This is a genomic window from Providencia sp. PROV267 (assembly GCF_028477825.1).
In the GTDB taxonomy this organism is placed as follows: Bacteria; Pseudomonadota; Gammaproteobacteria; order Enterobacterales; family Enterobacteriaceae; genus Providencia; species Providencia stuartii.
Map to the genome: position 1 here is coordinate 130,045 of NZ_JAMPLX010000011.1, position 26,437 is coordinate 156,481.

Consider the following 26,437-nt stretch of genomic DNA (forward strand, 5'->3'; position numbering starts at 1 on the left):
AAATAAACAGTAAAGTTTGCATTTTGTCCGGAACTGACTTATTATTTTCTAATAATGGACATTCTATACCTAGTCGCATTAAACCAATTCAAGACCTCGCAATTGCGGGGTTTTTTATATACACACTCTTCATTTTGGAGAGTTGTGTGATTAGGGACACCAGATATCCGTCGACCAAAACATCATCTAATGTCCTTTTCTTTTAATCCACTTCAATTCAATCTGATATGTTAAGAGAAACGAATGGCATTCGCTCCGTTCAGCCAAGAAAATAAGCACACTGATGCAATGATTATAATTCCCAGAAATAGTTTTAATGTCATTGTTGCGAGCGACTCACTTCGAGCACCTCTCATGAAATAAAAAGCTATGATAGGTAATATAAATCCTAAAGTAGACATCCAAGTTAAAAAGCGTTCCAAGTCATGATACATAGTGAATTCCATTTAAGTTAGGTTTCTATGTTCTATCATGCATCAACACAAATTCCAACGTGTAAGTAACCCTTACAAGTTCAATTCTCCGGAATTTCCGGATAGTTCATGTAACTTAAGCATTTGAAAACATTATCGTACGTAAAACTATTAAGTTAAATTTCACATATGCGGTTATTCCGAACAACTGAATCCCTTGCTATAAGGTTACGGTAGCGCGTAACAGTCCGGCTGAACTAAATCAGCCCTTTATTCCAGTAGTCATAGTTTCCACATTTGCCCTATTATTTTTGTTCATAACAACTGAACCTCTTGGGCTGTATCGAATTCCTTCGAAAATGATGCAGCCAGTTTTTACCCATTTATTGACTTGTTGTCTAAATACATTATTGGCCCTTGCAAACTCTGATTTATTTCCGCCAAAATATTTGTTGATAAAGTCCTCTATCTTCATTTTAGCTCTCAAATACAATAATCTATCTCTGGGTACCCAACAAAGGAGATAGAAATGTTTGTAGATAGTAATTTAGTCCCAGATCCAGATAACAAAGGATGGGTTTTGGGTTGGGGAGTAGTTAAGTATGCACCATGGCATTTAAGTGGTGTTTATGCAACTGAAGAGCAGGCGAAACAGCAAGTTGAGCTATTAGGCGCAGACTATGAGGTGCATTATGGATCTCATAAATTGCAAAGTGATGATTTTATTTGGGGTGCAGTTTCTTAGATAAAACGCTCAAATAACTTTATTTCAAATATCAGGTCACTTCGGTGGCCTTTTTTTATTCACTAAATTCGGGCACTCCGTAGGGGGTGAAATCATGCGTATGGATAAATATAGCAACGCAGCCTACGGTAGTGCTGGGCTCACAGCATTCTTTGCAAGCTTATCGCTTTATGAGTGGGGCTTTATTATCGGGATGGCGTTTAGCATCATCCTTGGTCTCGCTACTTTCTTTATGAATAGGCGAGAACAGAGAAAGCGAACTCGATTATTTGAAGAACTGGTTAACAAAACCGACCCTCTAAACCCGTCAGCTACTGCTCGAAAAGCCGCCGAACTTATGGCGAAAGCACCAAAGGATATCTAATGTCACTCAAACAAAAATTAACTGTGCTTGTTGGTGCAGGGGCTTCGGCTATCGCGTTAACAGTGATTGCGTATTTTGAAGGTGTTAGGTATGAGCCGTATGAAGATGTGGGTGGGGTTTTAACAGTTTGCTATGGGCATACAGGAAAGGACATTGTTCCCAACAAAGTTTATTCAAAAGAAGAATGCAATGAGCTGTTAGAGCTTGATTTTATGAGAACTAAACTTCAGGTAGATCGCCTAGTTAAAGTTCCTGTAAGTGAACATACCAAAGCCGCACTGTATTCATTTGCATTTAATGTTGGTACTGGCGCATTCGCTAAGTCAACGATGCTTAAAAAGCTAAATGCAGGTGATCAATACGGAGCTTGTGAAGAGTTAAAAAAATGGGTTTATGCTGGTGGAAAGGTATGGCGTGGACTTGTAAACCGTCGAGAAGCGGAGGCTGCTATATGTCATGGAAACCTATAGTAGCTGTAATTTTCTTTATGCTACTCGCGATATCAATTATTGCTTTTGGCGCTTACCGTATGACAGATAACACATGCGGCATTGATAAGGCTAGCTTAGAAAAGCGTTGTCAAAAAGCTATCGACCATTATAAGGGCAGGCAAGTTAATTATGAAATTCGATAAATCATTCTGGCTATTCATTATGGTTGTAGGAATGGGCTGGTGGGTTGTTACTGTTCACGATAGCAACAAGCTACTGAAAAAAGAAAATGCTGAATTGATTGATAGTATTCAAAACTACGAAAAGCGCATTAACTCCCTTCACGAACTCGACACTAAACATACCCAAGAGCTAACAAATGCAAAAGCTGAAATTGATAAGTTGCGTATTGCTGCTGAGCGCAATCCTGAGCGGGTGTACATCAAAGCCAGTTGTAAAAAAGCCGAGGGCACTACCGCCACCGGCTTGGATGATGCAATCACCGCCAGACCTACTGACACCGCTATCCGAAATTATTGGTTACTCAGAGAGCGAATTGCAGAGTCAGAGCAGATGATTTTTGGCTTACAGGATTACATTAAATTAGAATGCAATATTTAATAAATCTAGATAGCTTTAAAAGTAAATGGTTGCGCAATATTTCCAGTCATTACGACACAAAAAACAGCAATAGCAGTAGATGGAATGTTAGAATCCTCAGCAAGAGATTCAAAAGCTAAAGTTATAGTTTCCTTTACATTTTTTTTCCTAGCATCATCATTGAGACCGGATGCTTCAATTTCTCCAATGATGGTAGTATCAACATGAATATCTTTGCCAACGTTATAAAAAGCATCTTGTTCTGATAAATGCTTTTCTATTTTAGACCTAAAAGAGTCTATTTGAGATTCGTAACGGGAATTGAGTACATTAACGTTATATGACAGACAAAACGGTGTGTTCATAAAATATTTCCTTGGTTAAGTTAAATAAAAAAAACAGCCTAAGCTGGCTCATTGATGATAGGTGAATTAGTCTCCTAGCACAGTTTTACTTAATTGGGGCTACATGCTAGTAGTTAAAGGTTAGTGCGTTAATTTAGTTCAAAAATAAGACATAGATCACTATTTTATGTTGTTAGTGAGATGTAGGAGATAAACACGATGGCTAAACCGGATTGGGGGACGCTACAACAACAGTTCCTCGCCGCTCATGCCGAATCAGGAATATCCCCGAAAGAGTGGTGCGAAGAACAAGGGTTAAAATACTCAACTGCTAAGCGCTACATTAAGATTGCGAATGGTGGTGCGAATTCGCAAAAAAAAAGTGCGAATAAGACTGCGAATTCGCAGAAGAAAAAATGCGTAAAAGAGCCAGTGCGCAAAAGTGATATACCAACTGCGCAGAGTAGAGAACAAGATAGTGCGCACGATGATGAAAATACCTTTGATGTGCGCAACTACGGGCTTAATGACTCACAAGTCAAATTCGTTAACGAGTATCTTATCGACTTAAATCGAGCTGCTGCATATAAGCGAGCCGGTTATAAAGGCGAAGGCAATACAGCTTATGTAAATGCTACTCGAATGCTAAGAAATGCTAAGGTTTCAAGAGCAATCGCGGACGCGCTAGCAGAGCGAGAACGCAGAACCGAGATAACCCAAGATGCTGTATTAAAAATGTGGTGGGATATTGCGACCGCAGACGTTAATGAACTAACTGAATATCGTCGATTGTGTTGTCGTCATTGTTGGGGTTTTGGATTTAATTATCAGTGGCGCGATGCGATAGAGTTTGGAGACGCTGTTATTGAGGCTAGGGCTAAAAAGAAAAAGATACCAAATGACAATGGCGGTTACGGTTATGACAATTCGCTTGACCCTAATCCCGATTGCCCTCGATGCAAGGGTTTGGGTATTGGTCGTGCGCATTTTCATGATACGCGAGATTTAACCGGCTCAGCTCGTCGTTTATTTGCTGGCGTGAAAGAGGGTAAATTTGGTGTCGAGGTGATCACTCGTAATCAAGATGATGCGCTTAAGATGGTTGCACAGCATTTAGGGATGGTTAAGAACAAGACTGAGATAACCGGTGCTGATGGTGGACCTATTCAATCAACAGGTATCGATTTAAGTCACTTGAGTTTTGAGCAACTTATGCAATTGAGAGCAAAGTCAAAGCAGTAAGATTTTTGGCATTATGATATAAAGGCATAGTTAAATATTGGATTGAGCAGGTAGGGAACATGTCTAAATATCGATTTTATGCATTGTATTTATTTTCTGTTCTTTTTTTGGGTGGGTTATTTATGAATCAATCTGTTGCCAAGTTTAATGAGTCACCTGAAATTTTGGTTAGACAGTTTCAACAGGATTACATGGAATGATCAGGCATTTAGTCTTAGAGACTCTAAGCCTAACGAGTATATGGATTTAGCGGGTAAAGCGTGGCGTACACTATTAACTAAATATACATTACCTGATTTTGTAGGAGAGCCTATTGCATTTGGCTCTGAATCAAGCCATGACCCCAACAAAGAGAAAATATTGTCAGTAAAGAACACTAACAATATTGCCGTTGTCACAACGCAATATCTAGTACCAGATGGTTATTCACCTATTCATGAATATCATTTAATTTTTCAGGATGGTCGGTGGTATTTAACGCAGGTTTATTTAGCTGACGAGGGCCAATTATATCCTGGGCTATAAGCAGGATAATTATGTCAATTATCATTCTATTTAACATAATGGCTCTTACATTTTGGGTGTAGATAAGACCCATTATGTCAAATTAGTTACTTTTGAATAGAATATTCCATTTGCCTTGTAGAAAAAGAGACGCCTTGTTTTTCTGCTTTATTAGACCAATAGTTTGCCATCTTTTTATCTTTGGGAACCACAAAACCTCGGTCATAAAATATTGATAAAGCTAGTTGTGCCTCAGGAAAGCCAGCCTCAGCAGACTTGCGAATGTAACGTTCTGCTATGATAGCGTCTTGATCAACACCTTTACCATGTAAGAAAAGAGTGCCTAAACCATAGTATGCTTCAGCTGAGTTTCTCTTGATTGCTAGTTCGTAATAATTAAAAGCTTTTTGGTAGTCATGTGGGTAGTTCTTACTGTAGTGGTATATATAACCAAGCTTCTCTAATGCTTTTAGAGAACCCAAATCTGCGGCTTTTTCAAATGCTTTAATTGCTGCGGTCATATTAACATCTGTCCCGATACCAAATTCATAAGCGCCACCGAGCAAGTAGTAAGATTCCGGTGTTCCTTCAATAGCAGTTTGCAAGCTAACAACTGTAAATGCGACGAGGCCGGAGCCATAAGTCCCATCGTAGTTGAATGGTTTGGAGTGAGCGAACGGAATGGTAAAACAATATGATATTATTAGCGAAAGAGCGAGTTTGTTCATCGTAATTTATTTCCTTATAAGATTATATTTATTCTATCTAACTTAAGTGATATTTTTAAGCTTATCAATCGATTTTAACTAATTATGGGTGCTTGATTTGCAGTGCGTAATGACGATAAGAAATTTACTATGCCAATCCCATTTCCATTTGATTTTAAAAATCCTGGCTATACGCAGGTGTTTGAATGGCGAATGGAGCGATGGAAATCACAGGAGCCAGGCGTTACGGAAAAAAAACGTGATATGGGAATGAGTTGGTTAACTGTAGGATTGGCTTGCACAGTATGTAATTTTAATCGTGGCATCAGCGTAGGCATTGGTAGCTGTAAAGAAGAGTACGTCGATAAAATTGGTGTGCCTAAATCGTTGTTAGAAAAAGCGCGTATTTTTATGTCTTATCTACCGGCTGAATTTTGTTTCGGTTGGGATAGGGCTAAAGACGCACCTCACATGAGAATTAAATTCCCTTATACTTACTCAATCATATCAGATGAGTGTGGTGATGGTATTGTGTGGGGAGATCGTGCGAGTTTTTATATTGTCGATGAAACCGCTTTCCTTGAGCGACCCACTTTAGTAGATGCTTCACTCTCTGCGACAACCAACTCCCGACAAGATATTTCAACCCCTAAATAGTAGCAGAGAAAAGCTGGCGGAATGGAACAATAAATAATAAATTGCATTTAAGCATCAAGTCACGTTGTTGATTCCGGTGCTTACTTTCCATGATTAATTAAGGAACTAAGGTTGATGAAAAGCCGTTATCAGATTCAATTTTCACTATCGAGATTGGAAGTAGAGAAAATACAAAAGCTAATACAACAGCCTGTTGTTATAGATAAAGAAAAAATGCCATACAGGTTATTCACTAAGCTATGGAATATATTTTCAATGATATCGATTGCATTAGGGGGCGTATTATTAATAATTGGATATGACGCTTATTCAGTTTTGGATGAATTTTCTGTTCTTAAAGACTTAGGTTTTTTTTCCTTTTGTGGCTTGATTATCTCATTGATATGTCTGTATATAACATTTCGCATAGAGCAGCGTTACATAGAAAAAAACGAGAAAAAAGAACAAAGTAATCCTGACAGACTAGTTAAGATTAAAATTAATAGGAAATATATAGACAGTATTATGAAAGGTACTCTAATAAGGGTATTTTGGCAAAATATAGAAGAATGCTATATCAAGGAAGAATACATGTTTATTTTTGCTTTTGATGGTGAAGGAGCCGTTATCCCAGCGAGTGCTCTAGCAGATGGTGAATTTCAAGAGTTATATCAGTTTGTTAGGGAGCAGATGGCTAGCCATAAATCCAAATAAAAAGACCGTCAAAGCATAAGCCAAGGTAATATGAGCCTGTTTAGAAATTTGTGTATTTGCCTGATTTTGATATGTTCAATCTAACATCAAAAGCAGGTTGTTTTATGGACGAAAAACAATTATAGGCTCTGGCTAACGAATTGGTCGAAAATCTCAAAACCCTTGAAGATCTCAACCAGTTCGATCGCCTGCTGAAAAAATCAGTATTGAAGCAGCGCTCTATGCTGAAATGACTTACTACATCGGCTATGATAAAAACCAGTCTAGAGTAAGCGTCAGTGCCCGCAACAGCTATTCGACAAAGACAGTTTCTACTGGCGACGGTGCGCACTTTCCGCGATTGTAACGACTCCTTCGAACCGCAATTGGTGAAAAATAGATCGATATGGATAACCAGATCCTGTTGCTGTGCCCAAAGGTATGACCACCCGTGAGGATGCTGTTGCCTTCAAAGAGCGGTATGGCGCCGATGTTTCGCCGGAGATGGCCTCAAAGGTCACTGATGCCGCGATGGAATAGGTTGTTAAATGGCAGAATTGGTCAATTGATACTGTCTATCCCATTGTTTACCTTGACTGTATTTTCCTGAAAGTACAGCAGAACAGCCTCGTCATTAACAAATTCGTATTTCTAGCACTGGGTATCAATATCGAAGGCCAGAAAGAGCTATTAAATATGTGGCAGACCGAAAATGAAGGCACAAAGTTCTGGCTTAATGTGCTGACAGAGCTGAAAAACTGTGGTCTGAATGATATCCCCATTGCGCGTTGACGGGCGGAAAGGCCCCATGCCATGTATCCGCAGGCACGTATCCAGTTGTGTATCACACATACTCAAGAGTTCTCCTTCTATCCCTTGATATCAGGAAAGAATAGGGCAAATAGTGGTACATCAAAGTTGTTCAAAATAGCTAAAGGCTTTCATGAGATCACTTTCGCTTTCTGGTTTATTCAAATCTACGCCTGTCGCTTTCATTGTAATTTTAAATAGCTCTTCCCGTGTTATACCAAGTCTAGCAGAAACATGATTAGCGCAGCTTCTAACATGGGATGCTCTTTGATTTAAAGGTAATTCAGAGTTGAGGGCTTTTGACCTCGAACTATTGTGTGACATAAATTAACCCTAATAAATTCAACATGAGTTATTGTAACATTAGGAGACGCTGAAATTGGAAACTCGTACTGATGGACAAATTTAAAATAAATGATAGGCCAAAAATGAAAACTAACAAAAAGATAATGGAATTGGGTGAAAAGCTTAAAGATAGACTGCCACTAGAGCGAGTTATGTTCGCGGTCGAATATGTTAATTATTGTGAAAGCCCTTTAGCTTTAGAAACGTTACGTGATTATATCGAAGAATACGATGTAGTGATTACTCATGATGAATATAATTCCTTCATCGAAATAGCAGAAGAATTAAATATCCAGCTAGATACGAAAGACTTAATTGTGAGGTGAAAAAATTGAATAACCACAGTGCAAATAAGCACTCAGGATATACATCAATACGTTATTATAAAATTACCCTAGTGCTACATTAAGGTTTCAGGCTGTCAAATTGACCGTTAGTAGATAAAACTCATTAATAGTTACACCTATCAGATGAAAACTATTTTTGGGTTAATAGTTCAATATTTGACAAGGCGCTACTGATGTTAATGAATAATTAGGTTAGCGTAAAACTCTAAACGAAGGTGGTAATCATGAATTTTCAGCATTTTCGAATAGCTAGGCCAGTGAGCAATTTAACAAAAAGTCGTGAAATGTATTGCGGTGGGCTAGGGCTAGAAATAATTGGCTCATTTTCAAATCATGATGGTTTTAGTGGGTGCATGTTAGGAAAAGTAGAGCTGGGTTGGCATATTGAATTTACGGAATGCCATGAGCACCCCGTATTACCATCCTCTACAAATGAGGATTTATTGGTGCTGTATATCCCAAATCGAGAAGAGTGGCTTGATGTTTGTTTGAAAATGGATAATGCAGGATTTAATAGAGTGAGATCATTTAATCCATATTGGGATATTGAGGGAGTGACATTCAGTGATTGTGATGGGTATAGAGTTGTTCTACAGAACGGAAAATGGGGCTAGTGTATTACACGGTTAAGATTATCTTTGGTTGGCGTTTCAGTATCTGCAATAAATTGATTATTGATGATACTTATGCAACATTCGTAATAAACTCTATCATAGTATAATAGAATGATAATCGTGCTCACAAGATAGCCAGAAAAATGTATGTAGGGAATAAAAAGGGGCATTCAATCTATCTCTTAAAATAATTAAAAATTAATTATATCAAATTGCTAGTCCCCGCGCTGGCAATAAAAATAACCTTTATTATTAAATGACCAGATGAATTTATTTGCGATGAAAATCATGCTTCATGATATTTTCAGATGCCCGTTCAGAATATAAATTTTACGTTAGGAAATTTTATGCATGATTTCTGATTATCTACGTCTGGCGCTGATATATCCTGCAAAATCCTTCCAGTAGAATGGTGATATTGTTCCGACTAAAAAGAAGATATCTCCCCAACGAATGATATGTACTTAACCTAGAAATAAGCAACGGTAAAAAAAGCAGTGGCATAGATAGCTAGAAAGTACCACTGAAAAACAAAGGCGCTTTCTTGAATGTTATGATGTTCATGATGCATTGCCAGCGGCGTTGCATTCATCTTATGGGATACGGGCTTAAAAGCCTACTTTTGCCATTGAGGCATGAATAATTTGCAAAAATCATCGACATGACAGAATAAATTAACTAGATTACGCATCGCGGGTTCCTCAGTGAAAAGTTATTTCTTGGTCGAAAGATCTGATCACAGAACCCGCTTTTAGTTCCTTTCTTTTTTGTTTTTCTTATCCCGAGTTCAGGTTAATTAATAATTCAATGAAGTAATCAAGAAAAAGATAATAAAAATCAGTAAAAAAATGGCAGATAGACCAACTAATACACGAAACATATTAAGCAGATCAATGGCAATGCTAGATTTGTTGTCATTTTTGTTGATTGGCTTGGAACTTATCCCTTTAAACGACAGCCAAATAATCAAGAGCAACACGGGACCTAGAATGAGCGTAGTAATACCTAAGACAATGGGGACTAAAGCCATAATGTATTCCTAATCTTGCGATGCAGGTTTCATAAGGAGAAATTATACAAAAATACGGTAACAAAAATAATTAATGGAATAAAAAATGAAGCAAAAAATGAGTAAAGGCACCCAGACATAGAAGTATCACCTTTATATTTATGATCCATATAAAGGGCTATGGCTGTGAATGAAATAAACGAAACAATGAATGCAGTAAAAAGAGCAGATCCTAAGTCAGCCATAATAGATAAGTTCCTGTTCAATCGAAGTTGCCAGTATACATAAGTTAAATATTTATAGCCATCAGCTAATCGCTAGTGGTTTTTTCATTTATGGAAACAGTCATGTTAAATAAGAGGAGTGCGGCGCATTGTTGCTGCCTCATGTGTTATCTATGACCTATATTCCTTATGTAGTGAGCGCATACTGAGAATCAAACACAATGAATACCACCGTTTGGGTTGTTTTTCTGGCATATCACAGTAGCGTTTGCTGTGGATAGAAGAAATGACGTGACAGCGGGACAATCAAAAATCTATTTTTATGAGTGGGCTTTTTAATCAGCGAAGAAGATAAACACGATGGCTAAACCAGATTGGGGGACTTTAGCCGGTGCATCTTGCCAGTTATTTGTGGGGGGAAGGAGGGGAAGTTTGGCGTTGAGGCAATCACTCGCTATTAAGGTGATGCGCTTAAAATGGCCACACAACATTTAGGGATGGTGAAAACCCGAACTGAATTAACCAGCAAAGGCGGCGAACCTATCAAAACCGAAGTTGCAAACATGATTTCACAAGAAGTTGCCGACGCTTATAAAAAACTAATGGGTTAATTACTGGAAATAGCCGTTTTAGCGAAAAAATAGGTTATGCAAAAACACCTATTTTACGTACGTTTTATTCACTGAGAATTTATGCATTTTTAAGGAGCAATTTAGATAAATGGTGCTTATCTGCAGAAACTAAATTGAACCTGTTTTCCGTAGGGGTAAGCACCATAATTTTAAATAAAAATGTGTTAGTCACATTTAAGTGGGGGGCAGGATGCTCCTTAGGGGGTGTCGTTTAAAAGAAACAATAAAAGCATTGCCACGGCGTTATTAATCATATGCAAAATAATTGGTGCCATAAGCGAATTAGTCTGAATTCTGACATGGCAAAAAATAACGGACATCACAAAAATCATAATAAATGTGGCAGGTGAATTATATTGATGGTGTATCATTGCAAATAGTACAGAGGTGATAATAATCATCACATGCTTGCCATTTGGGCCGTAGCCCATTCCGGCATTCAGTAAAAAGCCTCTGAAAATAATTTCTTCAATAATTGGCGCTGCGAAAACGACTGACACGACCAGAATAAACTGATGCAATGGTGATAGGGCGAGCATCTCAAGTATCGATGTTTCATCTTCTCCGTAAAACATAGTTGCAACAGATAATATGACCATTGCTATTATTGGAAGCCTGAGATCTGAAAATCGTACTGTGCCGAAAGGCATTAGCCCGGTTCGTTTCTGGTAATATGCTCGAGAGAACAGGGAATAAGGTAAGATAAATAGAATCGTAAATAGTGGCCAAGCGGCTAAGGCATCGTTATAGGTGGTTATCCCAGGAAATGCCAGTAAGGCATACTGAATTAAGTACCAACCTACAAAAAAACTGACGCAGACCAAGCTGTGTAGAACTCTGTCCATAGATATCATTATTATCCACATTGTTTTGTTGTTTATAAACGTTGATTTTAATGTATTACCAATAAAAAACCAAAAAATATTGGTTTTGTTTCATTTGCCATTGTCGAAGCGCTTAAGTGGATTATATTAAATAGCCCCTAAATGTAAGGAATTGACTAAGCCAACTCCTTCCCATTTGATTTAAAAATACTGAGCTATTTCCTGCATTAAGAGCATGTGACAAAGACAATCCAGCCCAATTTATCATTGATTAGGGGATGATTAACGACCCACGTAATCCTGAGCGTGGCTTACCCTCGTATATTCCATTTACTGCTCTTTCCTTGGCAGGAAGAATGGACTAAACGGTTTATCAGTAACGCACTAACAAAATATCGTCGTCTGTAATGAGGCGGCGCTAATCTCCCAGAGCGAGAATGATACGTATGATAATGTAAAACAATGCTATTAGCTTAATGAAACTTAATTTTAACTCTTATCTGGAGTAATAGCTATCATATATCTAGATATGGTGTATAGCTCGTAGGCTTACAATGATGCTGATGTGGGGCACGCACTGCAAAAGTAAATATACCTGCTCGTAATAAAAGTAAAATCGCAATACCAAGGCCAGCCACGAGCAAAAATCACACTCAGGATGAGTAAATTAAAATGCATTTGACCTTGGTTTTGCTTGCCACGAAAAAACCATGGAAAATTAGCTAAGGTAAAGTGAGTGCTGAATATCACAGGGAAATTTGTTGCAGGAATTACTTATCTGCCAGTTGATGACTTAAAAAGTATCAACAGCGTATTGATAGTGCTGCAAACTCTTAATGAGCCAATAGAAGTAGAAGTATTGAACTTCAATGATCTTAGTTTATCCCAATCAAGTTCAAGTCATGTGAACTATTACCAGCAAACAGATGATATGTTTGTTCTTGTTTCATCTTTAATTAAAAGCTGGATAAGAAACCACCCGGTTGCTAATGCGAATAAATGAACCGCTATGATGGCGAGTTGTGTTTATCTACTGCTTAACGGTTATGAGTTAACTACCCCAAAGAATGAGGTCATAGAGATGGCTAATGGAATGGCGACCAAAGAATATTCGTTTATTGAGTTAGATGGTTGGTTAAGTTTCTGATTTAGGCCTTTTGACTTAAGACAATTGTGTGAGTAAACGGAGATAGCAGCCATCTCAATCATCAAGATAAAGATAGACTAGTTCACTGTGGCGATTTTCCTAGGCATAAAAAAGTCGAAGGTGTTATCACCTCAGCTATAGATAATACCATCATCGACCAACCTGCTCATTTCGCTAACAAAATTATTGGTTATTCAGATAGCACATGATTTTAAGGTCGCAGAATTATGTAAGACAGAAGTGTTTATTTGAATAGCAAATAAGTGATACTGATTAAAAAGGGAAGGTATCCAGTATTGAAAAGATATAAAGAATAATGTTAACAAGAGGTATATCACTAAAATATATACGATTATATCAAAAATCTTTCCCGTATGTTGATTGCGTTCAAATATAAAAATATAAATCTTACTTAAGTTTTAATAGGGTTTATATTAACTAGCCATACGGGAACAGCAAAGACAGGTGAATAGGTTCAATAACAAGTGCATTATAATGATAATCTTGAATGCTAACAATAACGAACTCTTTTTGTCAGAGTTCGATTTTAAATTGAAATTAGTGAATGTACATAGTGAAGGTTTTTGAATGGTGACATAACTAAAAAAAATAGTTAATTATTCTGATTATGTTGTTAACTGTAAATATCGTTATGTTTCATTTACTTTGTTTATGTTAGCCTACGCGGCAAAAATTAAGAGTGGATTTTATAAAAATTTAGTTATGAATCAGAAAATAAAAAATGTAATTAAAAGCAAGTTAATTCTCAAGTTTATTTCAAATTTTCTTCTTTTTTCTTTATTACATAAGGTCATGGGGTATCCATTTAAGCCGCTTTATGTATTATTTATAAGTATTGGTTTGCTTTATGTAAAGAATAGGTCATACCGTTTTTTTGTTTTATTTTTCACCATATTAGCTGCTCTTTATTTACCAGTGGGTTTAATTTATGGCCCTCCAACATATAATACAGTTGCATCTTTTTACTATACGGATATACAAGAATCACGAGAGTTTATGTCAAATATTGATAGTAAATATTACATTTACTCGACGTTTATTCTAATTTTTGGGGCTTTAGTTAGCTCTATAAAAGTAAATGCTGTAAACTATCACAATAAAATAATATTTAGCATGGTGATATTGGTCTTTATCTTTACTCCGTTAAAAAATGCCTTAAGTGGTAAATATGAAAGAGCAGCTAATTCAGGTACACCAGAGACACGGTTCTTCACAGAGTTAGCTTATTCAATTTATTCATTAATTGATGAAATTGAATTATATACAAGTGAAGATACTTTTGAAATTACAAAGGTAACTAACCAATATGATATTTATGTTATCATCATTGGTGAAAGTGTTCGAAAAGATTTTATGCATGCATATGGTTTTAAGATAAATAATACACCATTCATGAGCTCAAGCAATGGTATTCTCTTTACTAACTACATATCTGCAGCTAGTTCTACGCAACCATCTTTGACACATAGTTTATCTTTATATCCAAATATAGGTAACAATATCATAACACTAGCTAATAAGGCAGGTTTTAATACTTATTGGTTATCTAATCAAGGTTTTGTTGGTGAGTACGATGGTTCAGTTGCTGCTATTGGTCGAAGAGCTAATAATAGCTTTTTTATTAAAAGAGGAGGCTCTGATGATAAGATAATATCTCCAGATACTGCGTTATTACCAGAATTTAAATTAGCTTTAGAATCATCAGACCATAAAAAGCTTATTGTTGTGCATCTTATGGGAAGTCATACACCATTTTGTACTAGAACAGAGGGGCTGTATGATTATTTTTATCATAATAAAAAACTTTCTTGTTATGTTCAAAGCATAAAAAATACAGATAAGCTTTTATCAGAAATTTATCATGATTTAAGTAAAACAAAATCTAAGTGGTCAATGATGTATTTTTCTGATCATGCACTATCTTTGACCTATGATAGAAATGAGTTGGTACATAATGATAAATATCAGCAAAACTATGAAGTACCTTTTTTTATTACTTCATACGACTCTAATAAAAAAGAAATTATAAATAATCGTCGTAGTGGCTTAAGCTTTATGTCTTTATTTTCTCAGTGGACAGGAATCAATGAGAGTAATATTGAAAAAAATTGTGACATGTTATCTAAAAATGACTGCCCTAATCAAAATACTATAATCGATTTTAATAAAAACAATCGTATATTTGATGATTTGCCCGATGATTATTCAAAGTAGCACAGAAACTTTTAGTATCGAGATAGTTGTCATTCTTCTGAAAATCAATCTGAGAGCACAGAGTGACATATGAGATGTATCTTTTTTAATAGAAAGTAAAGGTACTTACGAAATTACTGCTGCTTTACAATTTACTTGCTGTGGCAGCAGTATAAATGAATTTTATTAATTAGCCAGTTTATTCAGCACATTAGGGCCGAAAGTTCGATAAAGAATACGTACTGACATAAATTAAAAAAGCATTAGTAATATATAGGGAATTTCTAGTTAAGCATGGTGTGGAAGGTAATAACTTAACTAAATAAAAGTGATACAAAAATGAAATATAAACCTAAGTCTAAAGAGTTTGTTTTATTGTATGTTGAAAAAACAATGTTACTTTTGTGTGGTTGAATCATTGACTAAGATATCTAATATTAGGTAATACCTCTGAAAACTAGTGAAACACAGTAGGTTTCGGCAATTTGCTATAATATTATAATCATGGGCGGTAATATATGGAGCTAGGTGGCACTATCCTTGTGTGGAAATAAACTTAGCTAACTACATTCAACAAAAACTTCTGTTGAAAAAGTGGAGAAATACCGAAGAAAATATTGCAGGGTAAGCATTTAAGAAAATTACTATATAAATAAAATACTAGTATAATAGATATATAGATTAACATTATGAGTGATCCCTCAACTAACCAAAAACATCAAAATAAAGCCTCACCGAAGTGAGGCTTATGTATATGCGCTTTGCTAAAGAAACACTAAAGATCCTATACACGGTAAATGAATAAAGAATATTGCAGAAAGTACCAATATCAGGGTTAGCAATAAAAGGATTGAATGTCTAAAAAAGCTTACGGATTTTGGATTTTTCAGGAAAAATATTAATAAAAATGGGATGATAATTCCTAATATAGATACATAAGTTAGATACTTATCCAAATATTTAAACATAACTAACCCTATTTAAATTGGCTCTTTATATTGTCATTTCACGTACACAAATGGCCATTTATATCTGCCAGCTAGTAAGGCCGTCAGTGCCAATGACATTGTAGTGACAGCGGCTGCAAGGTAGCTTCCTTTAGAGCAGTGCGGCATAACGAGTTTTAAATTCCCAGTTATAGGCCACACCAGTCTTGCTCTTGCCATTATCCCAATTCACCGACCAAGTCATTAGGCCTTTAATCGACAAGTTTTTGGCATCAAGACGCGCAAAAGCATTATAGACAGCTTGTTTATCAATCACATAACCAGAGCCAGCAGCATCATTGTTGGCAGGCAAACCGATAACAAATTTAGAGGGTGGAATTTTTGTATAACCGCGGGTACCAGTAACTAGACTTTCAGTCAGGTAATACAAAAAGTCTTCTTTCATTGCGTCACTATTTTGGGTGAGCCAAGCACCTTTACCGCTCGTGGTTTCATCAACCCAAATACCATCGCCACCCTGATTATAATATTGCGGAGCAATAAAATCATAATATCCTTCGAGGGCATTGATATAATCTAGATAAGCACCGTTGATACGTAAATATGGGAATTCTGGCGCCATACTGATAATAAAGTTTTTCCCTTCGGCGGCGTAATGTTCTTTTACTTTTTTCAATGCGGCAGGTAAAACTGTTTTATTATTAGCTGAACTAATGGCTGTTTGCTCTAAATCGATATCTAAGCCATCAAAGCCGTAGGTTTCCACCAAACGGATAATTTCATTAGTTAGCTTGTCTTCGTCGCCAGTTTTCAATTGGATATGCGCATCGGCACCACCTAGGGAAATGAGTACTGCGCGACCTTGGCTGTTTAATACACCGACTTGACGGCGGAACTCGGCATCCGACAGATTGTATGGCTTGAAGGTTGGAATACCTTCGCCTTTCATAAAGGCCACGGCCACCACGTTATATTCTTCAGGAATGTCTGTCAGATTCATATTGGCACATTGCCCCTGCTGATAGCCATCACTGGCACCCGCGGCCCAATTGTGCCAAAAACCCATCATAATTTTTTTATTAGAGATATCCGGCATGGCGGCTGCGTCATCTACGACTTGTGTATTGATAATGTTATCTGAGCTCATAGTAACCTCGTTATTTTAGGTAAGATTAATTCCACACGCGCCAATATTGGTGGGCGTAAAGATATAATGCGTTTTTTTAACGAGGGTAAGGTGAAACCTTTTCCTGCCAATAATAAATTAAATTCAAGCTAACTGGAAAATGTAGGATGCTTTCAAAAAAGAATGTTTTGCTCTTAGATGTATAATTTTTCAGATTAGTGGAGGCGTATTTATAGCAATGACTATCTTCAAATGACTCACTAAAGAGTAAATAAATTATGACAGTAATTGTTACATATTATTTATAGCTATTACTCCAATTTATATTGACAATATTTATTGTCAGTATCATGCTGCGGTTTTCACTTATGAAGCGAGTGACGATTAGCTTTGTGAAATAAATAAATGAACCATAATCTGATAATGTTGACAAATTAGCAGGGGTTCGCAAGAGGCTAGAAGCGACGTATCAAGTGAGCCGTGCAAGAAAATAAAATAGGTAATTCTGCTAGTATTATTGGTTACAGCGAAATAGCTAGTGTTTATTTTATAAATGATAATGATTGTTTATAAGTGGAATATTATCTGCTTTGGTCTTTATTGTCTATTCTATGGGGGATGCCAAAGATATTACAACAAAATTCTAAAATTAGAGATTGCAGTGGTGAGTCGTGATAGAAAAATAGAGTATTTCGCTTTTAGTTAAAATGCTAGAATCATTCTACCGATGAAAATGCGATAGAGAATTTAAATGATTAGATTATTTCTATTTTTAATATTTGTGTTCCCTTCAATCACATACGCTGCAAGTTTTGATTGTGCTAAGGCTCAGAGTAATGTGGAAAAACTAATATGCAATACTCCTGAGCTATCTAAAGCAGATGATGAATTATATGTTGATTATCTGCAAGCAAAGTTAGTAACTGGAAACAGCGATGAATTTAAGAGGTTAGTTAAAAAGAATTGGGAGTTGCGGGTTAAAAATTGCGATACAAAGTCGTGCTTGCTAGATTGGTATCATCGCTCAACGATTATTTATAGAAATATTGCTGCTAGCCAACCAGTAGATGAGCAAGATATATCTGAATTTAATTATTATTATAATTCGCCAGTAAAGTTAAGAGGCGTTATTAGATTAGAAAAACCAGATGGGTTCTTAACATTAAGAACAGATAATATAATTTCTGTCTCATCAAAAGAACCGGAAGATAGTGAGGGAGAGCCCACTGAATGGGGGATAGGTGCTTTGCATTTAGCACCAAGAAATTCAGATCAATTTAATCAGCTAAAAGAGATCCAAGGTAAAAAGGTAGATATCACTTGTGACCTATACCATGCAACCAATATTCATCACAAAACTCCGGTTCTTTGCAGTGTTGAACATTATGTTTTGGCCAAGTAATTGGCAGTATGGCATAAAACTGAAAACATAAAGTATCGTAGAAAAATGAAATAGGGCAACCTGCTATTCGTTTGTGATGAGTGACTGAAGGTACGATATTTTTATCTTTTTTTACCCTTTATTTTTTGCTCAAAAAATTTCCCTTTAAAAATAATAAGTTATATTATGTCGTAGAAATGAAGGTATTTTGCATAAAATCGTTGTAATTTATTGTTGCGCTAAGATTTTTTCCTGATAATTTATAGTGTACTGCCGCATAGGCAGCTTAGAAATTACAGTGACATTGAATTTGCAACCAAAATCAGTGTACTGCCGCATAGGCAGCTTAGAAAAGCAATAACTTGACTAATATAACCTTGGGTAACGTGTACTGCCGCATAGGCAGTTTAGAAAGCTGTCGGCTTCGTTCCCATCGTTTCAAGGTCGTGTACTGCCGCATAGGCAGCTTAGAAAAGCGTTTGACCATTTTTCCCCTGTTGGCTTAAGTGTACTGCTGCATAGGCAGCTTAGAAAGGCATCAACTGGAACAATCAGTACCATGACGCGTGTACTGCCGCATAGGCAGCTTAGAAAATAAACATTTGTAGTTCTCCGCGCTTACCTGCGTGTACTGCCGCATAGGCAGCTTAGAAATAACAAGAAATGCCGCGTGATCCCGTTCCAGTGTGTACTGCCGCATAGGCAGCTTAGAAACTGAAACTATCAGCTATTTAAAGCGACAGGGATGTGTACTGCCGCATAGGCAGCTTAGAAAACGACTGTGGAGATGAAACAAAAATAATCCAAGTGTACTGCCGTATAGGCAGCTTAGAAATTGGCGATATCGCACTCATGGATGATTTTTTGGTGTACTCCGGATGCAACTCCCGCTATCGCTGGCAACACCAGAGGAAATTGTAAAACCAAAACAAATAGTGAAAGTAAAACAAATTATGCGGGAACCATATATTTGACATAACCTAAAACAGCAAAGTTTATCGATTATATTCGTGAAGCATTACACCATCAACATGCAAAAAGGCATCTCTTAGTATTCCCAATGATTGAAACTCATTTAACTTATGATAATACGTCGACTCTACCTGTTCACGGGTAAGGCCTGTGAGGTAATCACTTTGTTGATTTGTTTCCCAATAAATCTCACCTTTTCCTTTTATGAAGTATCCTCTTAAAAATCCAGGCCATTTATCACGCATGTTAGATATCAACAGAGAGTGGCTATCAGGCTGTGTTGCTTGAAATTCATGAAAAAAATCACCTCTAAAGATAAAAATATTATTGCATTTAGTACATTGATAGATATCTCTTACATACTTGTATGCTACAGAAGCAAAATTATCTCTAGACTCCCCTTCTAGTTCATCAAGAAAATCATAGAAGTCTTGATCAGAGATGTAATAAGCCTTATAACTAAGATAATCTGTATTATCCCTAATTATATGACCGCAGCTACATTGAAACTTAGACATTTAATATTGACCTCATAATTCTGGATTTAGAATAAGATTATCGCCAATATTAATAATACATAATGTTAGATAAAAACATCATAAATATCTTAAAATTACCTAGAGTGATAAATATAACAGTATGTTAAATAAAAACACACTGAATTGACGTAAACACAGGCTTATAGGCTTACAAATCAAACTTGCTCATGGATATCTTATCAATTAATCTCTTTAGTAAATGGTCATTATTTTTTCCACACTGGGGATGGCTAATTTTTGAGGCGCTTAACCCATGATATTGGGTACGACTCATTGTATTTATTGCTTAGTCAAGTGAGATAATCTTTGATTAAAATACACTAGTATGAAAAGATTACCATTAATGTATTAGAGTAAGAGGAAATGCGTGTCAATGAAGGCAATATATTTATTACTGGGGTTGCTGTTTTCATCTTTTGCATTCTCAGCTGAAAACTCAGTGATGATCCTTGGCGATGATTATAGGCATACCTTAGTTAAGGAGCTAGAAGGGGCAACATTTGTAACTCATGGAAAGAATGACTCACTCATTCAGCAGGTTAAACAAGCATTTAATCAAGACAGTATTATTTTGGTTATTAACATGGCGGATGGACCAACTCAAAATCTTAGAGAATCCATCTTAATAGCAAGGCAATCAGGTCATAATTCTGTCCAAGTTTATTATCATGGTAAGCATTTACCAAAAGAGATGCTTAATGATGATGACTTTAAAAAGCTAATGACACTTGTTGTTAAGGAAGTTAACGAATTATTGGATCTGTATGAAATCCAAATAACAGGGGCTTATTATGATTGGGAAAGAGATTTTCCAGAAAAATTTCAGTTACAAAAAAATATTATGGCTAAATTTAGTCCAGAGCCTAACACGTTAATGACTGAAATACATAGTTATGCCTATGTGTTTACAAAGGAAGAAGCAAGTAATAATACTATCATCACTGATGGAACGGTATTGGCATTTGCTTGTCAGGATGTCATTGGTAATGCGACTGTTCGAAGCCAAGATCCCATAAAGAGAGGTGGGAATTATTCTCACATAGTATTGGAGTTAGAAAAGCCAACATTGATCCCTTTACACGCACGATGCTTAGGTACATTAAATAACACGTTAGCTATGGCTTTTATTACTTTATTAGAGAATGAGAAATAATGAAATATCATGATAGTTTTAATGTATTCAATTTGTCAGGCTGTATGTTATGAAATATTTAGAGCGTTATCTGTATCATATCATCTATTGAATTTTATGATAAATATAACGGTATCATTATCAATTTAACTATTTAAATTTATCAATATATTAATGCTAAATAGAGTATATTGATTGAAATAAACGCCACTTATACAATTTAACGGAAAAATTCTTTTAGCGAAGAAGCTTTAAACCCTATTTAAATCCTTTACAGAACAGTATGTTTATTCTGTTTTATATAGAGTGCATATCAACAGGTGCCTCAGCTAGAAACTATCCGAAGGTATTAGCAATGGGGCATCATTTCATTTGGTTTGCGGCAATTGAAAAAGTTATTGATGCTTTAGATAAATGATCGCTGATAAAATTAGCAAACATGATATTTTCAGAATTACATTAAAATTAGATAGTTACAAAAAATATAACTATTGAAAATGAATTGACAATTTTCCGAGTGATTTAAGCGCGGTAATTGCGACCTCTTTATTAGGATCAAAGCAAAGCTCTATTAATCGGTTTAAGGTTTCTTCATTTTGGATTGCGTATTTGTAATCACCAAGGATGGATATCGCAGTGAGTTTAACTTCATTATTAGTTCCTTGTGTGAGCTGGATTAGTGTATTTAATATGATTTTTTGTCGTGAATGATTCATTTATTCATACCTAGCTAGGATATGTTAAGAAAAATCTGATTATAATCAGCCAAAATAGACATCATATTGTTATTTCTCCTTATTGCATTGTTCCTAGATGACAACTTTAATAAAAAGTATATGAGAAATTTGCATTTTATAAACAATAGCAACTAAATTTACTACGGATAGGCATCGGTATAATCACCATCTAATGTTAAAATCAGGGCGAAGTAGGTTTTTTATACATCCTATTAGTAAGATACATGATAGGAAAACTTAATAGCTAGTTAAATTAACTGAGCTAAGAGGTATTTTCACTATTTGAGTATAGAGTGATAATAAGAGCCCAAAATATGGGCTCTCATCTATAAACGTCATTCATGTGTTATTCTCAACAAATTGAATGTTAATTACTTAAATTCACATCGATAACTTGATAAAAAGCATTTTGGGTATTATCAACATCCCATGTTGCAAGAATAACATGGTAACCTTCATGATCAGCGGGCACATCACATATAAAGTTGATATCCACTTCGATCAATGGCATTGCTCCATGATCATCTCTTTGACAAAATGGCGTTAACTCAAAAGCTGAACGAGTTAATGGTGCTGATTGGTCCCAGCCATTTTTTGTAATAAAAAACCGCCAATTATCGGTTGCATGAGCCATAGTTAGATACCAAGTGAAGGTATTGAGACCCGTTTTCATATCAATTTTATGCCAACGGGTAGGCGTTTGCACATCAAGAGGACTGAAACGTTCTATACCACCTCCGCTAGCTATTAATCCATCAGGAGGCCCAGATTCTGGAAAGCCTTTTTGAGTTTCAATGCTCTGAGGTTCATATTCAGGCCCTAATCCACAATCATTGTTTAATGGTGTTTTTGGCTCCTTAAGATAGTCGTTAAAGCTACATAGATAAGCGCGACTTTCTGGCATCCTTATATAGCCATGGGCGCTCGCGTAGAATGAAAATAACGTTAATACAGTGCCTAATATACTTGGATATATTAATGGTATGATTAGATTTTTCATAATCACCTCGGACATAAAGATAAAGAATATTTACTGAACGATTATTGAATGATGTGTCAGAGAACTCATTCATCGTTTCAGTAATAATATTTTTATCATACTGACTTGCAGCAAAATTGAATAATTTAGTTCTTTATTTATTAAATTTTGCGTCATCTTTGCTGATTAATCATCTAATTAGTTAAATCTAAGTATTATTTAATGAGATTTAAGGGTATGAGAAGTTGAAATAGGGTAGAGTGGTATTATCCTAACCCTCCAAAGGAAAAGAGGGTTAGAACCAATAGCATTATTCAATCAGCATTAGGGGCCTTCGCCGCCTGAATCAATCCCTCCCATTCCTGGTGTATAAGTTATGCAATCTGGTTTGCCTGTAACAGGATTTGGTTCAGGTGAGCACCAAGTAACAGTGTTAGTCGCGTAAGCCGATGAACAAAGAATTGAAATAATAAATAATAGTTTTTTCATGATTACTTCCTTCTATTTGATAATCATGACTACTTTATTTTAATTATGTAGGCGAAGTTCATATTCAATTACTTAATGTGATGGGTGTCTCTTAAATCATTTTTTATTTAAGTGATTGATTTAATGCTCTTAAAAATAAGAGATGATATTTTACTATATGGGTAATTTATAGGTTAAGGTTGTTATGGCGTAATCATTAAAATATTTTATTGATTATGGTGTAACTGATATTGTGTATAACGTGATGTGTTAGTATGGAGAGATAAAGGTATTTAAATGATTCAAATAATTAACAATAAATTAGGCGAACCTACTAAAAGGTTCGCCATTCAATCATTATTTAATACTGTCATTTAATAATTCATTGAAATAAATGATTTTTTGGTCAAAATCAATAGCTATATTTTGATCTTTACACTCATTATTAGATATTATTTTACAGGAAGATTGTATGTTTTTTTCATGGATGCCTAACCATTCAGCTAATAAATGAAATAAATTCAGTCCACTCCTTTGCGCTGATATTATCTCTCTCGTATTTGAATCTGAAGAAGTAATAAAAAGAGGCGTTTCAAAATTTTGACGATGTTTATCACCATGGATTAGATCTTGTTGATTATCAATAAAAGAAAGCCCATGATCTGAAAAATATAACATAGACCATGAGTTTTTAGACTTTGATAATATGTCATGTAATAGAGGTAACTGTAAATCAGTATTTTTTATACTTTGAACATAGCAAGATAAATCTTTGCTTTTATAAAATTTATCATACTTATTTGAGATCCTTTTACAAAATGGAGAGTGGCTACCAATTAAATGAACAACAATCAGTTTTTTCTTTGCAGGATTGTCGATGGACTCAATAAACTTGGGAATAATAGGGCCATCTTCTGTTAGTGGGTATACAAAGCTGTTTCTATATTTACTTTTAGTGTGAGCAGTCGCACATTTGCAAAATTAACCATGATGTTGCTAATAAGGGAAGTTGATACACCAGTATAGATTTATTATGTACTGAGTTATGATTATGTTGTCATTTTTGACGTAACTTAGGGATAATAATATGTTAAAAGTAATTGCAGAAGATTTTATCCAGCTTGAGGCTATAAATATCGTACTCCCACTTTACCGTGAATTAGTTGAAGCGACTAAGCGTGAGCCTCTCTGTATTGCTTATGATTTATATGTTGACCAAAAAGATAGGGGGCATTTTATTTTTATCGAAGAGTGGCCTGATCAAGCAGCCTTAGATGCACATTGTAAGAGCGAACATTTTCAACGCCTTGTTCCCATGATTAATCAATATCAGCGAAAAGAGCCTTCTTTTATATTTATGGATGACGCTCTAGCTAAAATATAAACACTATAGAATTTCTTTTCGATAAAAATCATTTGGGTAACTCTATTTTAATGCCATTAGTGTATAGCTGATGGTTATTTTATTTTTAATGGTGATGCAGAAAGGGCTAGGGGATAATTGGTCAATAGGTATGTTTAACTTTACTTATTTGGTTAACCGGGATTTTATTTTTTCTAAAAGGTAAAAAGCGACTTTCAGCTTAACTAATGATTTTATAGGGCCATCAAACTATCTGTTAGGTGTGTGTGAAATATTTATTTTAATAGGTATTTAATGTATAAAAGGTTGGGTTAATTTTTTCGTCTAATCAGCAAGTGATTTTCCTTGTTTTTTACCCTTTAAATTTTTAAAGTTTTTATATCCTTTTAAAACAATAGGTTATGTTACCTGATAAAAAAGAAGGTATTTAAGGGGAAATTGTTATAATTTACTGTTGCATAAAGTTTTTTTACTGATAATTTATAGTTCACTGCCGTATAGGCAGCTTAGAAAAGAATTGCTAATGACCTTCTTGAGGCTGCTATGTTCACTGCCGTATAGGCAGCTTAGAAAATTGCTATAATTCGACCGAAATCATCTGGGTAGCTCACTGCCATATAGGCAGCTTAAAAATACGTTTTAATATAACTTAAAATTTCTACCTTATCCTTTCTAGCACACCCTCAATAAGATTTAGTGATTTTCACTTATCATGCAGAATAAAAGACTGCTATCCTTGATACGAAGTCAGAATAAGGCTTATGATATTTTGTACATGGAGGCTATTATAGGAATATTACCTATGGTGAGGAGGGGCGTTGATGTGTATTTTGAAAATACCAGCTCGGTGGAGGTATTTATATGAATAAGCTTTTTCGAATGTGCAACCTATTGCTATTAACTGCAAGCTTCTCAGTGGTTTCTTTATCTTCCTATGCAGATCCCAATGGCGGTCATGGTCATAGGCAAGGAAAAGAGCATCAAAAAAATAAGCCTAACAAAGGTCATAATGGTAACGGAAAAGAAAAAGCAGATCATTTATCCTTAAATAAGAGTAATTCAATATCAGTATCATTAACTTACAATGAAGCAAGAGCACTCGCTTTAGACAGTGGTATTACAGGCTATCACGCGTTACCACCCGGTATTGCCAAAAACTTAGCTAGAGGGAAACCATTGCCGCCAGGGATAGCTAAAAAGGTTGTTCCGCCTTCTATGCTTGTACAATTACCTCATTATCCAGGCTATGAATGGAGTATTGTTGGTAATGACTTAGTACTTATTGCATTAAGTACAGCGGTAGTCACTTCGATTATTAATAATGTATTTGACTGATCTTAGTAATGTGTATTGAAGCCATTAAGTAATATATACCTGTTAAATTGAAAAAGACCGTTCATTTGATAAACGTTATCCCATTAGCCCTCAATTTTTTGAGGGCTATGCAATCAAAGGGATTATTATTTCGTTTTATTCTTTTCTAACCATTTTTGCATTTGCTCTATTTCTGGACCTTGGGCGTTAATAATCTCTTCTGCAAGCTTTCTCATTTCAGGGTCGGTGCCATATTTTAATTCAATTTTTGCCATATCAATTGCCCCTAGGTGATGAGCGATCATACCTTGCGCAAATGCAATATCTGCATTCTCTTCATTCATACCTTTGGCCATATCTGCATGCATTTTATCCATAGATTGGTTTAACTCTTTTTGCATTTCGTTGCTGGCAGGAGCTTGAGCATGCATAGAATGATTTGAATTAGCAAAAGAACTAAAGGAGGCGATGCTAATGGTTAAAATTGCAGCGATAGGAAGCATTTTTTTCATGATAAATACCTTATTAAAAGGGGATTAAGTTAGGTTGACGATAAAGCTTCCCCTAAGGTTAAGGTCAATGGGGTAATAACAGATTTAACTTATTTTACATATAAATTGATTTTTATACTTAA

General features: G+C 35.6%; 27 protein-coding genes, 4 pseudogenes and 1 CRISPR repeat array. Of the genes and pseudogenes, 19 read left to right on the forward strand and 12 right to left on the reverse strand.

The window, feature by feature from the left end:
* Window positions 1–675: 675 nt before the first annotated feature.
* Complete coding sequence (locus tag PR709_RS09205) at window positions 676–888, reverse strand: hypothetical protein (RefSeq protein WP_004918809.1); 213 nt, start codon at window positions 886–888, stop codon at window positions 676–678.
* A gap of 54 nt (window positions 889–942) precedes the next feature.
* On the opposite strand from PR709_RS09205, the gene PR709_RS09210 reads away from it, so the two are divergent.
* From PR709_RS09210 to PR709_RS09230, 5 genes are all read left to right on the forward strand, one after another.
* Window positions 943–1,158, forward strand: a complete 216-nt coding sequence (locus tag PR709_RS09210; RefSeq protein WP_004918811.1) for a hypothetical protein — start codon at window positions 943–945, stop codon at window positions 1,156–1,158.
* Between the two features lie 94 nt (window positions 1,159–1,252).
* The gene (locus PR709_RS09215) at window positions 1,253–1,522 is read left to right on the forward strand and encodes an HP1 family phage holin (RefSeq protein WP_004918813.1); all 270 of its coding nucleotides are present in this window, start codon (window positions 1,253–1,255) and stop codon (window positions 1,520–1,522) included.
* Window positions 1,522–1,992 (forward strand): lysozyme, encoded by a 471-nt coding sequence (locus PR709_RS09220; RefSeq protein ID WP_004918815.1) that lies wholly within the window; start codon window positions 1,522–1,524, stop codon window positions 1,990–1,992. Before PR709_RS09215 ends, PR709_RS09220 begins: the two co-directional genes overlap by 1 nt.
* Window positions 1,974–2,156 carry a hypothetical protein gene (locus PR709_RS09225; protein WP_004918818.1) on the forward strand — a complete coding sequence of 61 codons (183 nt, stop codon included), beginning with the start codon at window positions 1,974–1,976 and terminating at the stop codon, window positions 2,154–2,156. The genes PR709_RS09220 and PR709_RS09225 overlap by 19 nt, the downstream gene beginning before the upstream one ends.
* Window positions 2,143–2,574 (forward strand): lysis protein, encoded by a 432-nt coding sequence (locus PR709_RS09230; protein WP_004918820.1) that lies wholly within the window; start codon window positions 2,143–2,145, stop codon window positions 2,572–2,574. Before PR709_RS09225 ends, PR709_RS09230 begins: the two co-directional genes overlap by 14 nt.
* Before the next feature lie 5 nt (window positions 2,575–2,579).
* On the opposite strand, the gene PR709_RS09235 is transcribed toward PR709_RS09230, so the two are convergent.
* Complete coding sequence (locus PR709_RS09235; protein ID WP_004918822.1) at window positions 2,580–2,918, reverse strand: hypothetical protein; 339 nt, start codon at window positions 2,916–2,918, stop codon at window positions 2,580–2,582.
* Window positions 2,919–3,116: 198 nt separating this feature from the next.
* On the opposite strand from PR709_RS09235, the gene PR709_RS09240 reads away from it, so the two are divergent.
* Together PR709_RS09240 and PR709_RS09245 are read left to right on the forward strand one after the other, a co-directional pair.
* The gene (locus tag PR709_RS09240; RefSeq protein ID WP_004918824.1) at window positions 3,117–4,139 is read left to right on the forward strand and encodes a terminase small subunit; all 1,023 of its coding nucleotides are present in this window, start codon (window positions 3,117–3,119) and stop codon (window positions 4,137–4,139) included.
* A 147-nt stretch (window positions 4,140–4,286) separates the two neighbouring features.
* A complete protein-coding gene (locus PR709_RS09245) occupies window positions 4,287–4,664 on the forward strand; it encodes a hypothetical protein (protein WP_004918829.1) in 378 nt (125 codons plus the stop codon).
* Window positions 4,665–4,750: 86 nt separating this feature from the next.
* Here the strand turns inward: PR709_RS09245 and PR709_RS09250 are convergent, their stop codons facing one another.
* A complete protein-coding gene (locus PR709_RS09250; RefSeq protein WP_004918831.1) occupies window positions 4,751–5,371 on the reverse strand; it encodes a tetratricopeptide repeat protein in 621 nt (206 codons plus the stop codon).
* A gap of 129 nt (window positions 5,372–5,500) precedes the next feature.
* On the opposite strand from PR709_RS09250, the gene PR709_RS09255 reads away from it, so the two are divergent.
* The 3 genes and pseudogenes from PR709_RS09255 to PR709_RS09265 form a co-directional block, all read left to right on the forward strand.
* On the forward strand, window positions 5,501–6,007 hold the full coding sequence (locus tag PR709_RS09255; protein WP_042116504.1) for a hypothetical protein: 507 nt from the start codon (window positions 5,501–5,503) through the stop codon (window positions 6,005–6,007).
* Window positions 6,008–6,121: 114 nt separating this feature from the next.
* Window positions 6,122–6,700 carry a YcxB family protein gene (locus PR709_RS09260; RefSeq protein WP_004918834.1) on the forward strand — a complete coding sequence of 193 codons (579 nt, stop codon included), beginning with the start codon at window positions 6,122–6,124 and terminating at the stop codon, window positions 6,698–6,700.
* A gap of 128 nt (window positions 6,701–6,828) precedes the next feature.
* Window positions 6,829–7,531: pseudogene (locus PR709_RS09265) on the forward strand (IS256 family transposase); the annotation flags it as partial.
* 60 nt (window positions 7,532–7,591) lie between these two features.
* Here the strand turns inward: PR709_RS09265 and PR709_RS09270 are convergent.
* Window positions 7,592–7,813 (reverse strand): hypothetical protein, encoded by a 222-nt coding sequence (locus PR709_RS09270; protein WP_004918835.1) that lies wholly within the window; start codon window positions 7,811–7,813, stop codon window positions 7,592–7,594.
* A gap of 71 nt (window positions 7,814–7,884) precedes the next feature.
* Here PR709_RS09270 and PR709_RS09275 point away from each other — a divergent pair, with 71 nt between their 5' ends.
* From PR709_RS09275 to PR709_RS09285, 3 genes are all read left to right on the forward strand, one after another.
* Window positions 7,885–8,160, forward strand: a complete 276-nt coding sequence (locus tag PR709_RS09275) for a MafI family immunity protein (RefSeq protein ID WP_004918836.1) — start codon at window positions 7,885–7,887, stop codon at window positions 8,158–8,160.
* Window positions 8,161–8,405: 245 nt separating this feature from the next.
* Entirely contained in the window at window positions 8,406–8,795 is a 390-nt protein-coding gene (locus PR709_RS09280; protein ID WP_004918837.1) for a VOC family protein, read from the forward strand.
* A gap of 1,709 nt (window positions 8,796–10,504) precedes the next feature.
* Window positions 10,505–10,639 (forward strand): hypothetical protein, encoded by a 135-nt coding sequence (locus tag PR709_RS09285; RefSeq protein ID WP_004918846.1) that lies wholly within the window; start codon window positions 10,505–10,507, stop codon window positions 10,637–10,639.
* Between the two features lie 218 nt (window positions 10,640–10,857).
* Here PR709_RS09285 and PR709_RS09290 read toward each other — a convergent pair whose 3' ends face one another.
* Entirely contained in the window at window positions 10,858–11,505 is a 648-nt protein-coding gene (locus tag PR709_RS09290; protein WP_158002581.1) for a CPBP family intramembrane glutamic endopeptidase, read from the reverse strand.
* Between the two features lie 715 nt (window positions 11,506–12,220).
* Between PR709_RS09290 and PR709_RS19520 the strand changes: the two are divergent.
* Both PR709_RS19520 and PR709_RS09305 read left to right on the forward strand, forming a co-directional pair.
* Window positions 12,221–12,667, forward strand: a pseudogene (locus tag PR709_RS19520) (type II toxin-antitoxin system death-on-curing family toxin).
* 687 nt (window positions 12,668–13,354) lie between these two features.
* Window positions 13,355–14,866: a phosphoethanolamine transferase gene (locus PR709_RS09305; RefSeq protein WP_042116829.1), complete on the forward strand. Its 1,512-nt coding sequence runs from the start codon at window positions 13,355–13,357 to the stop codon at window positions 14,864–14,866.
* Between the two features lie 1,080 nt (window positions 14,867–15,946).
* Here the strand turns inward: PR709_RS09305 and PR709_RS09310 are convergent.
* A pseudogene (locus tag PR709_RS09310) lies at window positions 15,947–16,939 on the reverse strand (chitinase); the annotation flags it as partial.
* A 730-nt stretch (window positions 16,940–17,669) separates the two neighbouring features.
* On the opposite strand from PR709_RS09310, the gene PR709_RS09315 reads away from it, so the two are divergent.
* Window positions 17,670–18,320, forward strand: coding sequence for a DUF4431 domain-containing protein (locus PR709_RS09315; RefSeq protein WP_004918873.1), 651 nt, complete (start codon window positions 17,670–17,672; stop codon window positions 18,318–18,320).
* Window positions 18,321–18,564: 244 nt separating this feature from the next.
* A CRISPR array of direct repeats spans window positions 18,565–19,134; the repeat unit is 28 nt; unit sequence GTGTACTGCCGCATAGGCAGCTTAGAAA.
* Between the two features lie 160 nt (window positions 19,135–19,294).
* Here the strand turns inward: PR709_RS09315 and PR709_RS09320 are convergent.
* The gene (locus PR709_RS09320; RefSeq protein WP_004918885.1) at window positions 19,295–19,789 is read right to left on the reverse strand and encodes a hypothetical protein; all 495 of its coding nucleotides are present in this window, start codon (window positions 19,787–19,789) and stop codon (window positions 19,295–19,297) included.
* Window positions 19,790–20,183: 394 nt separating this feature from the next.
* On the opposite strand from PR709_RS09320, the gene PR709_RS09325 reads away from it, so the two are divergent.
* Window positions 20,184–20,963 carry a hypothetical protein gene (locus PR709_RS09325; protein ID WP_004918889.1) on the forward strand — a complete coding sequence of 260 codons (780 nt, stop codon included), beginning with the start codon at window positions 20,184–20,186 and terminating at the stop codon, window positions 20,961–20,963.
* A gap of 467 nt (window positions 20,964–21,430) precedes the next feature.
* Here the strand turns inward: PR709_RS09325 and PR709_RS09330 are convergent, their stop codons facing one another.
* The 4 genes and pseudogenes from PR709_RS09330 to PR709_RS09345 form a co-directional block, all read right to left on the reverse strand.
* Window positions 21,431–21,658, reverse strand: coding sequence for a HEAT repeat domain-containing protein (locus PR709_RS09330; protein ID WP_004918896.1), 228 nt, complete (start codon window positions 21,656–21,658; stop codon window positions 21,431–21,433).
* Window positions 21,659–22,046: 388 nt separating this feature from the next.
* Window positions 22,047–22,679, reverse strand: a complete 633-nt coding sequence (locus PR709_RS09335; protein ID WP_040133041.1) for a lytic polysaccharide monooxygenase — start codon at window positions 22,677–22,679, stop codon at window positions 22,047–22,049.
* Between the two features lie 303 nt (window positions 22,680–22,982).
* Window positions 22,983–23,147: a hypothetical protein gene (locus PR709_RS09340; RefSeq protein ID WP_004918906.1), complete on the reverse strand. Its 165-nt coding sequence runs from the start codon at window positions 23,145–23,147 to the stop codon at window positions 22,983–22,985.
* Between the two features lie 336 nt (window positions 23,148–23,483).
* Window positions 23,484–24,062 (reverse strand): annotated as a pseudogene (locus tag PR709_RS09345) (sulfatase-like hydrolase/transferase); the annotation flags it as partial.
* A 151-nt stretch (window positions 24,063–24,213) separates the two neighbouring features.
* Here PR709_RS09345 and PR709_RS09350 point away from each other — a divergent pair.
* Both PR709_RS09350 and PR709_RS09355 read left to right on the forward strand, forming a co-directional pair.
* On the forward strand, window positions 24,214–24,510 hold the full coding sequence (locus PR709_RS09350; protein ID WP_004918910.1) for a putative quinol monooxygenase: 297 nt from the start codon (window positions 24,214–24,216) through the stop codon (window positions 24,508–24,510).
* Window positions 24,511–25,350: 840 nt separating this feature from the next.
* The gene (locus PR709_RS09355; protein ID WP_004918912.1) at window positions 25,351–25,824 is read left to right on the forward strand and encodes an anti-virulence regulator CigR family protein; all 474 of its coding nucleotides are present in this window, start codon (window positions 25,351–25,353) and stop codon (window positions 25,822–25,824) included.
* 125 nt (window positions 25,825–25,949) lie between these two features.
* Here the strand turns inward: PR709_RS09355 and copM are convergent, their stop codons facing one another.
* Window positions 25,950–26,315 (reverse strand): CopM family metallochaperone, encoded by a 366-nt coding sequence (copM, locus tag PR709_RS09360; RefSeq protein WP_004918913.1) that lies wholly within the window; start codon window positions 26,313–26,315, stop codon window positions 25,950–25,952.
* Window positions 26,316–26,437 lie beyond the last annotated feature (122 nt).

Coding starts and splice junctions, on each gene's coding strand:
- PR709_RS09215 (WP_004918813.1), top strand. CDS start 1,253: ATGCGTATGGATAAATATAGCAACGCAGCCTACGGTAGTGCTGGGCTC.
- PR709_RS09250 (WP_004918831.1), bottom strand. CDS start 5,371: ATGAACAAACTCGCTCTTTCGCTAATAATATCATATTGTTTTACCATT.
- PR709_RS09335 (WP_040133041.1), bottom strand. CDS start 22,679: ATGAAAAATCTAATCATACCATTAATATATCCAAGTATATTAGGCACT.
- PR709_RS09220 (WP_004918815.1), top strand. CDS start 1,522: ATGTCACTCAAACAAAAATTAACTGTGCTTGTTGGTGCAGGGGCTTCG.
- PR709_RS09315 (WP_004918873.1), top strand. CDS start 17,670: ATGATTAGATTATTTCTATTTTTAATATTTGTGTTCCCTTCAATCACA.
- PR709_RS09305 (WP_042116829.1), top strand. CDS start 13,355: ATGAATCAGAAAATAAAAAATGTAATTAAAAGCAAGTTAATTCTCAAG.
- PR709_RS09205 (WP_004918809.1), bottom strand. CDS start 888: ATGAAGATAGAGGACTTTATCAACAAATATTTTGGCGGAAATAAATCA.
- PR709_RS09320 (WP_004918885.1), bottom strand. CDS start 19,789: ATGTCTAAGTTTCAATGTAGCTGCGGTCATATAATTAGGGATAATACA.
- PR709_RS09225 (WP_004918818.1), top strand. CDS start 1,974: ATGTCATGGAAACCTATAGTAGCTGTAATTTTCTTTATGCTACTCGCG.
- PR709_RS09260 (WP_004918834.1), top strand. CDS start 6,122: ATGAAAAGCCGTTATCAGATTCAATTTTCACTATCGAGATTGGAAGTA.
- copM (WP_004918913.1), bottom strand. CDS start 26,315: ATGAAAAAAATGCTTCCTATCGCTGCAATTTTAACCATTAGCATCGCC.
- PR709_RS09230 (WP_004918820.1), top strand. CDS start 2,143: ATGAAATTCGATAAATCATTCTGGCTATTCATTATGGTTGTAGGAATG.
- PR709_RS09350 (WP_004918910.1), top strand. CDS start 24,214: ATGTTAAAAGTAATTGCAGAAGATTTTATCCAGCTTGAGGCTATAAAT.
- PR709_RS09255 (WP_042116504.1), top strand. CDS start 5,501: ATGCCAATCCCATTTCCATTTGATTTTAAAAATCCTGGCTATACGCAG.
- PR709_RS09245 (WP_004918829.1), top strand. CDS start 4,287: ATGAGTCACCTGAAATTTTGGTTAGACAGTTTCAACAGGATTACATGG.
- PR709_RS09210 (WP_004918811.1), top strand. CDS start 943: ATGTTTGTAGATAGTAATTTAGTCCCAGATCCAGATAACAAAGGATGG.
- PR709_RS09270 (WP_004918835.1), bottom strand. CDS start 7,813: ATGTCACACAATAGTTCGAGGTCAAAAGCCCTCAACTCTGAATTACCT.
- PR709_RS09355 (WP_004918912.1), top strand. CDS start 25,351: ATGAATAAGCTTTTTCGAATGTGCAACCTATTGCTATTAACTGCAAGC.
- PR709_RS09235 (WP_004918822.1), bottom strand. CDS start 2,918: ATGAACACACCGTTTTGTCTGTCATATAACGTTAATGTACTCAATTCC.
- PR709_RS09325 (WP_004918889.1), top strand. CDS start 20,184: ATGAAGGCAATATATTTATTACTGGGGTTGCTGTTTTCATCTTTTGCA.
- PR709_RS09340 (WP_004918906.1), bottom strand. CDS start 23,147: ATGAAAAAACTATTATTTATTATTTCAATTCTTTGTTCATCGGCTTAC.
- PR709_RS09280 (WP_004918837.1), top strand. CDS start 8,406: ATGAATTTTCAGCATTTTCGAATAGCTAGGCCAGTGAGCAATTTAACA.
- PR709_RS09285 (WP_004918846.1), top strand. CDS start 10,505: ATGGCCACACAACATTTAGGGATGGTGAAAACCCGAACTGAATTAACC.
- PR709_RS09240 (WP_004918824.1), top strand. CDS start 3,117: ATGGCTAAACCGGATTGGGGGACGCTACAACAACAGTTCCTCGCCGCT.
- PR709_RS09330 (WP_004918896.1), bottom strand. CDS start 21,658: ATGAATCATTCACGACAAAAAATCATATTAAATACACTAATCCAGCTC.
- PR709_RS09275 (WP_004918836.1), top strand. CDS start 7,885: ATGGACAAATTTAAAATAAATGATAGGCCAAAAATGAAAACTAACAAA.
- PR709_RS09290 (WP_158002581.1), bottom strand. CDS start 11,505: ATGGACAGAGTTCTACACAGCTTGGTCTGCGTCAGTTTTTTTGTAGGT.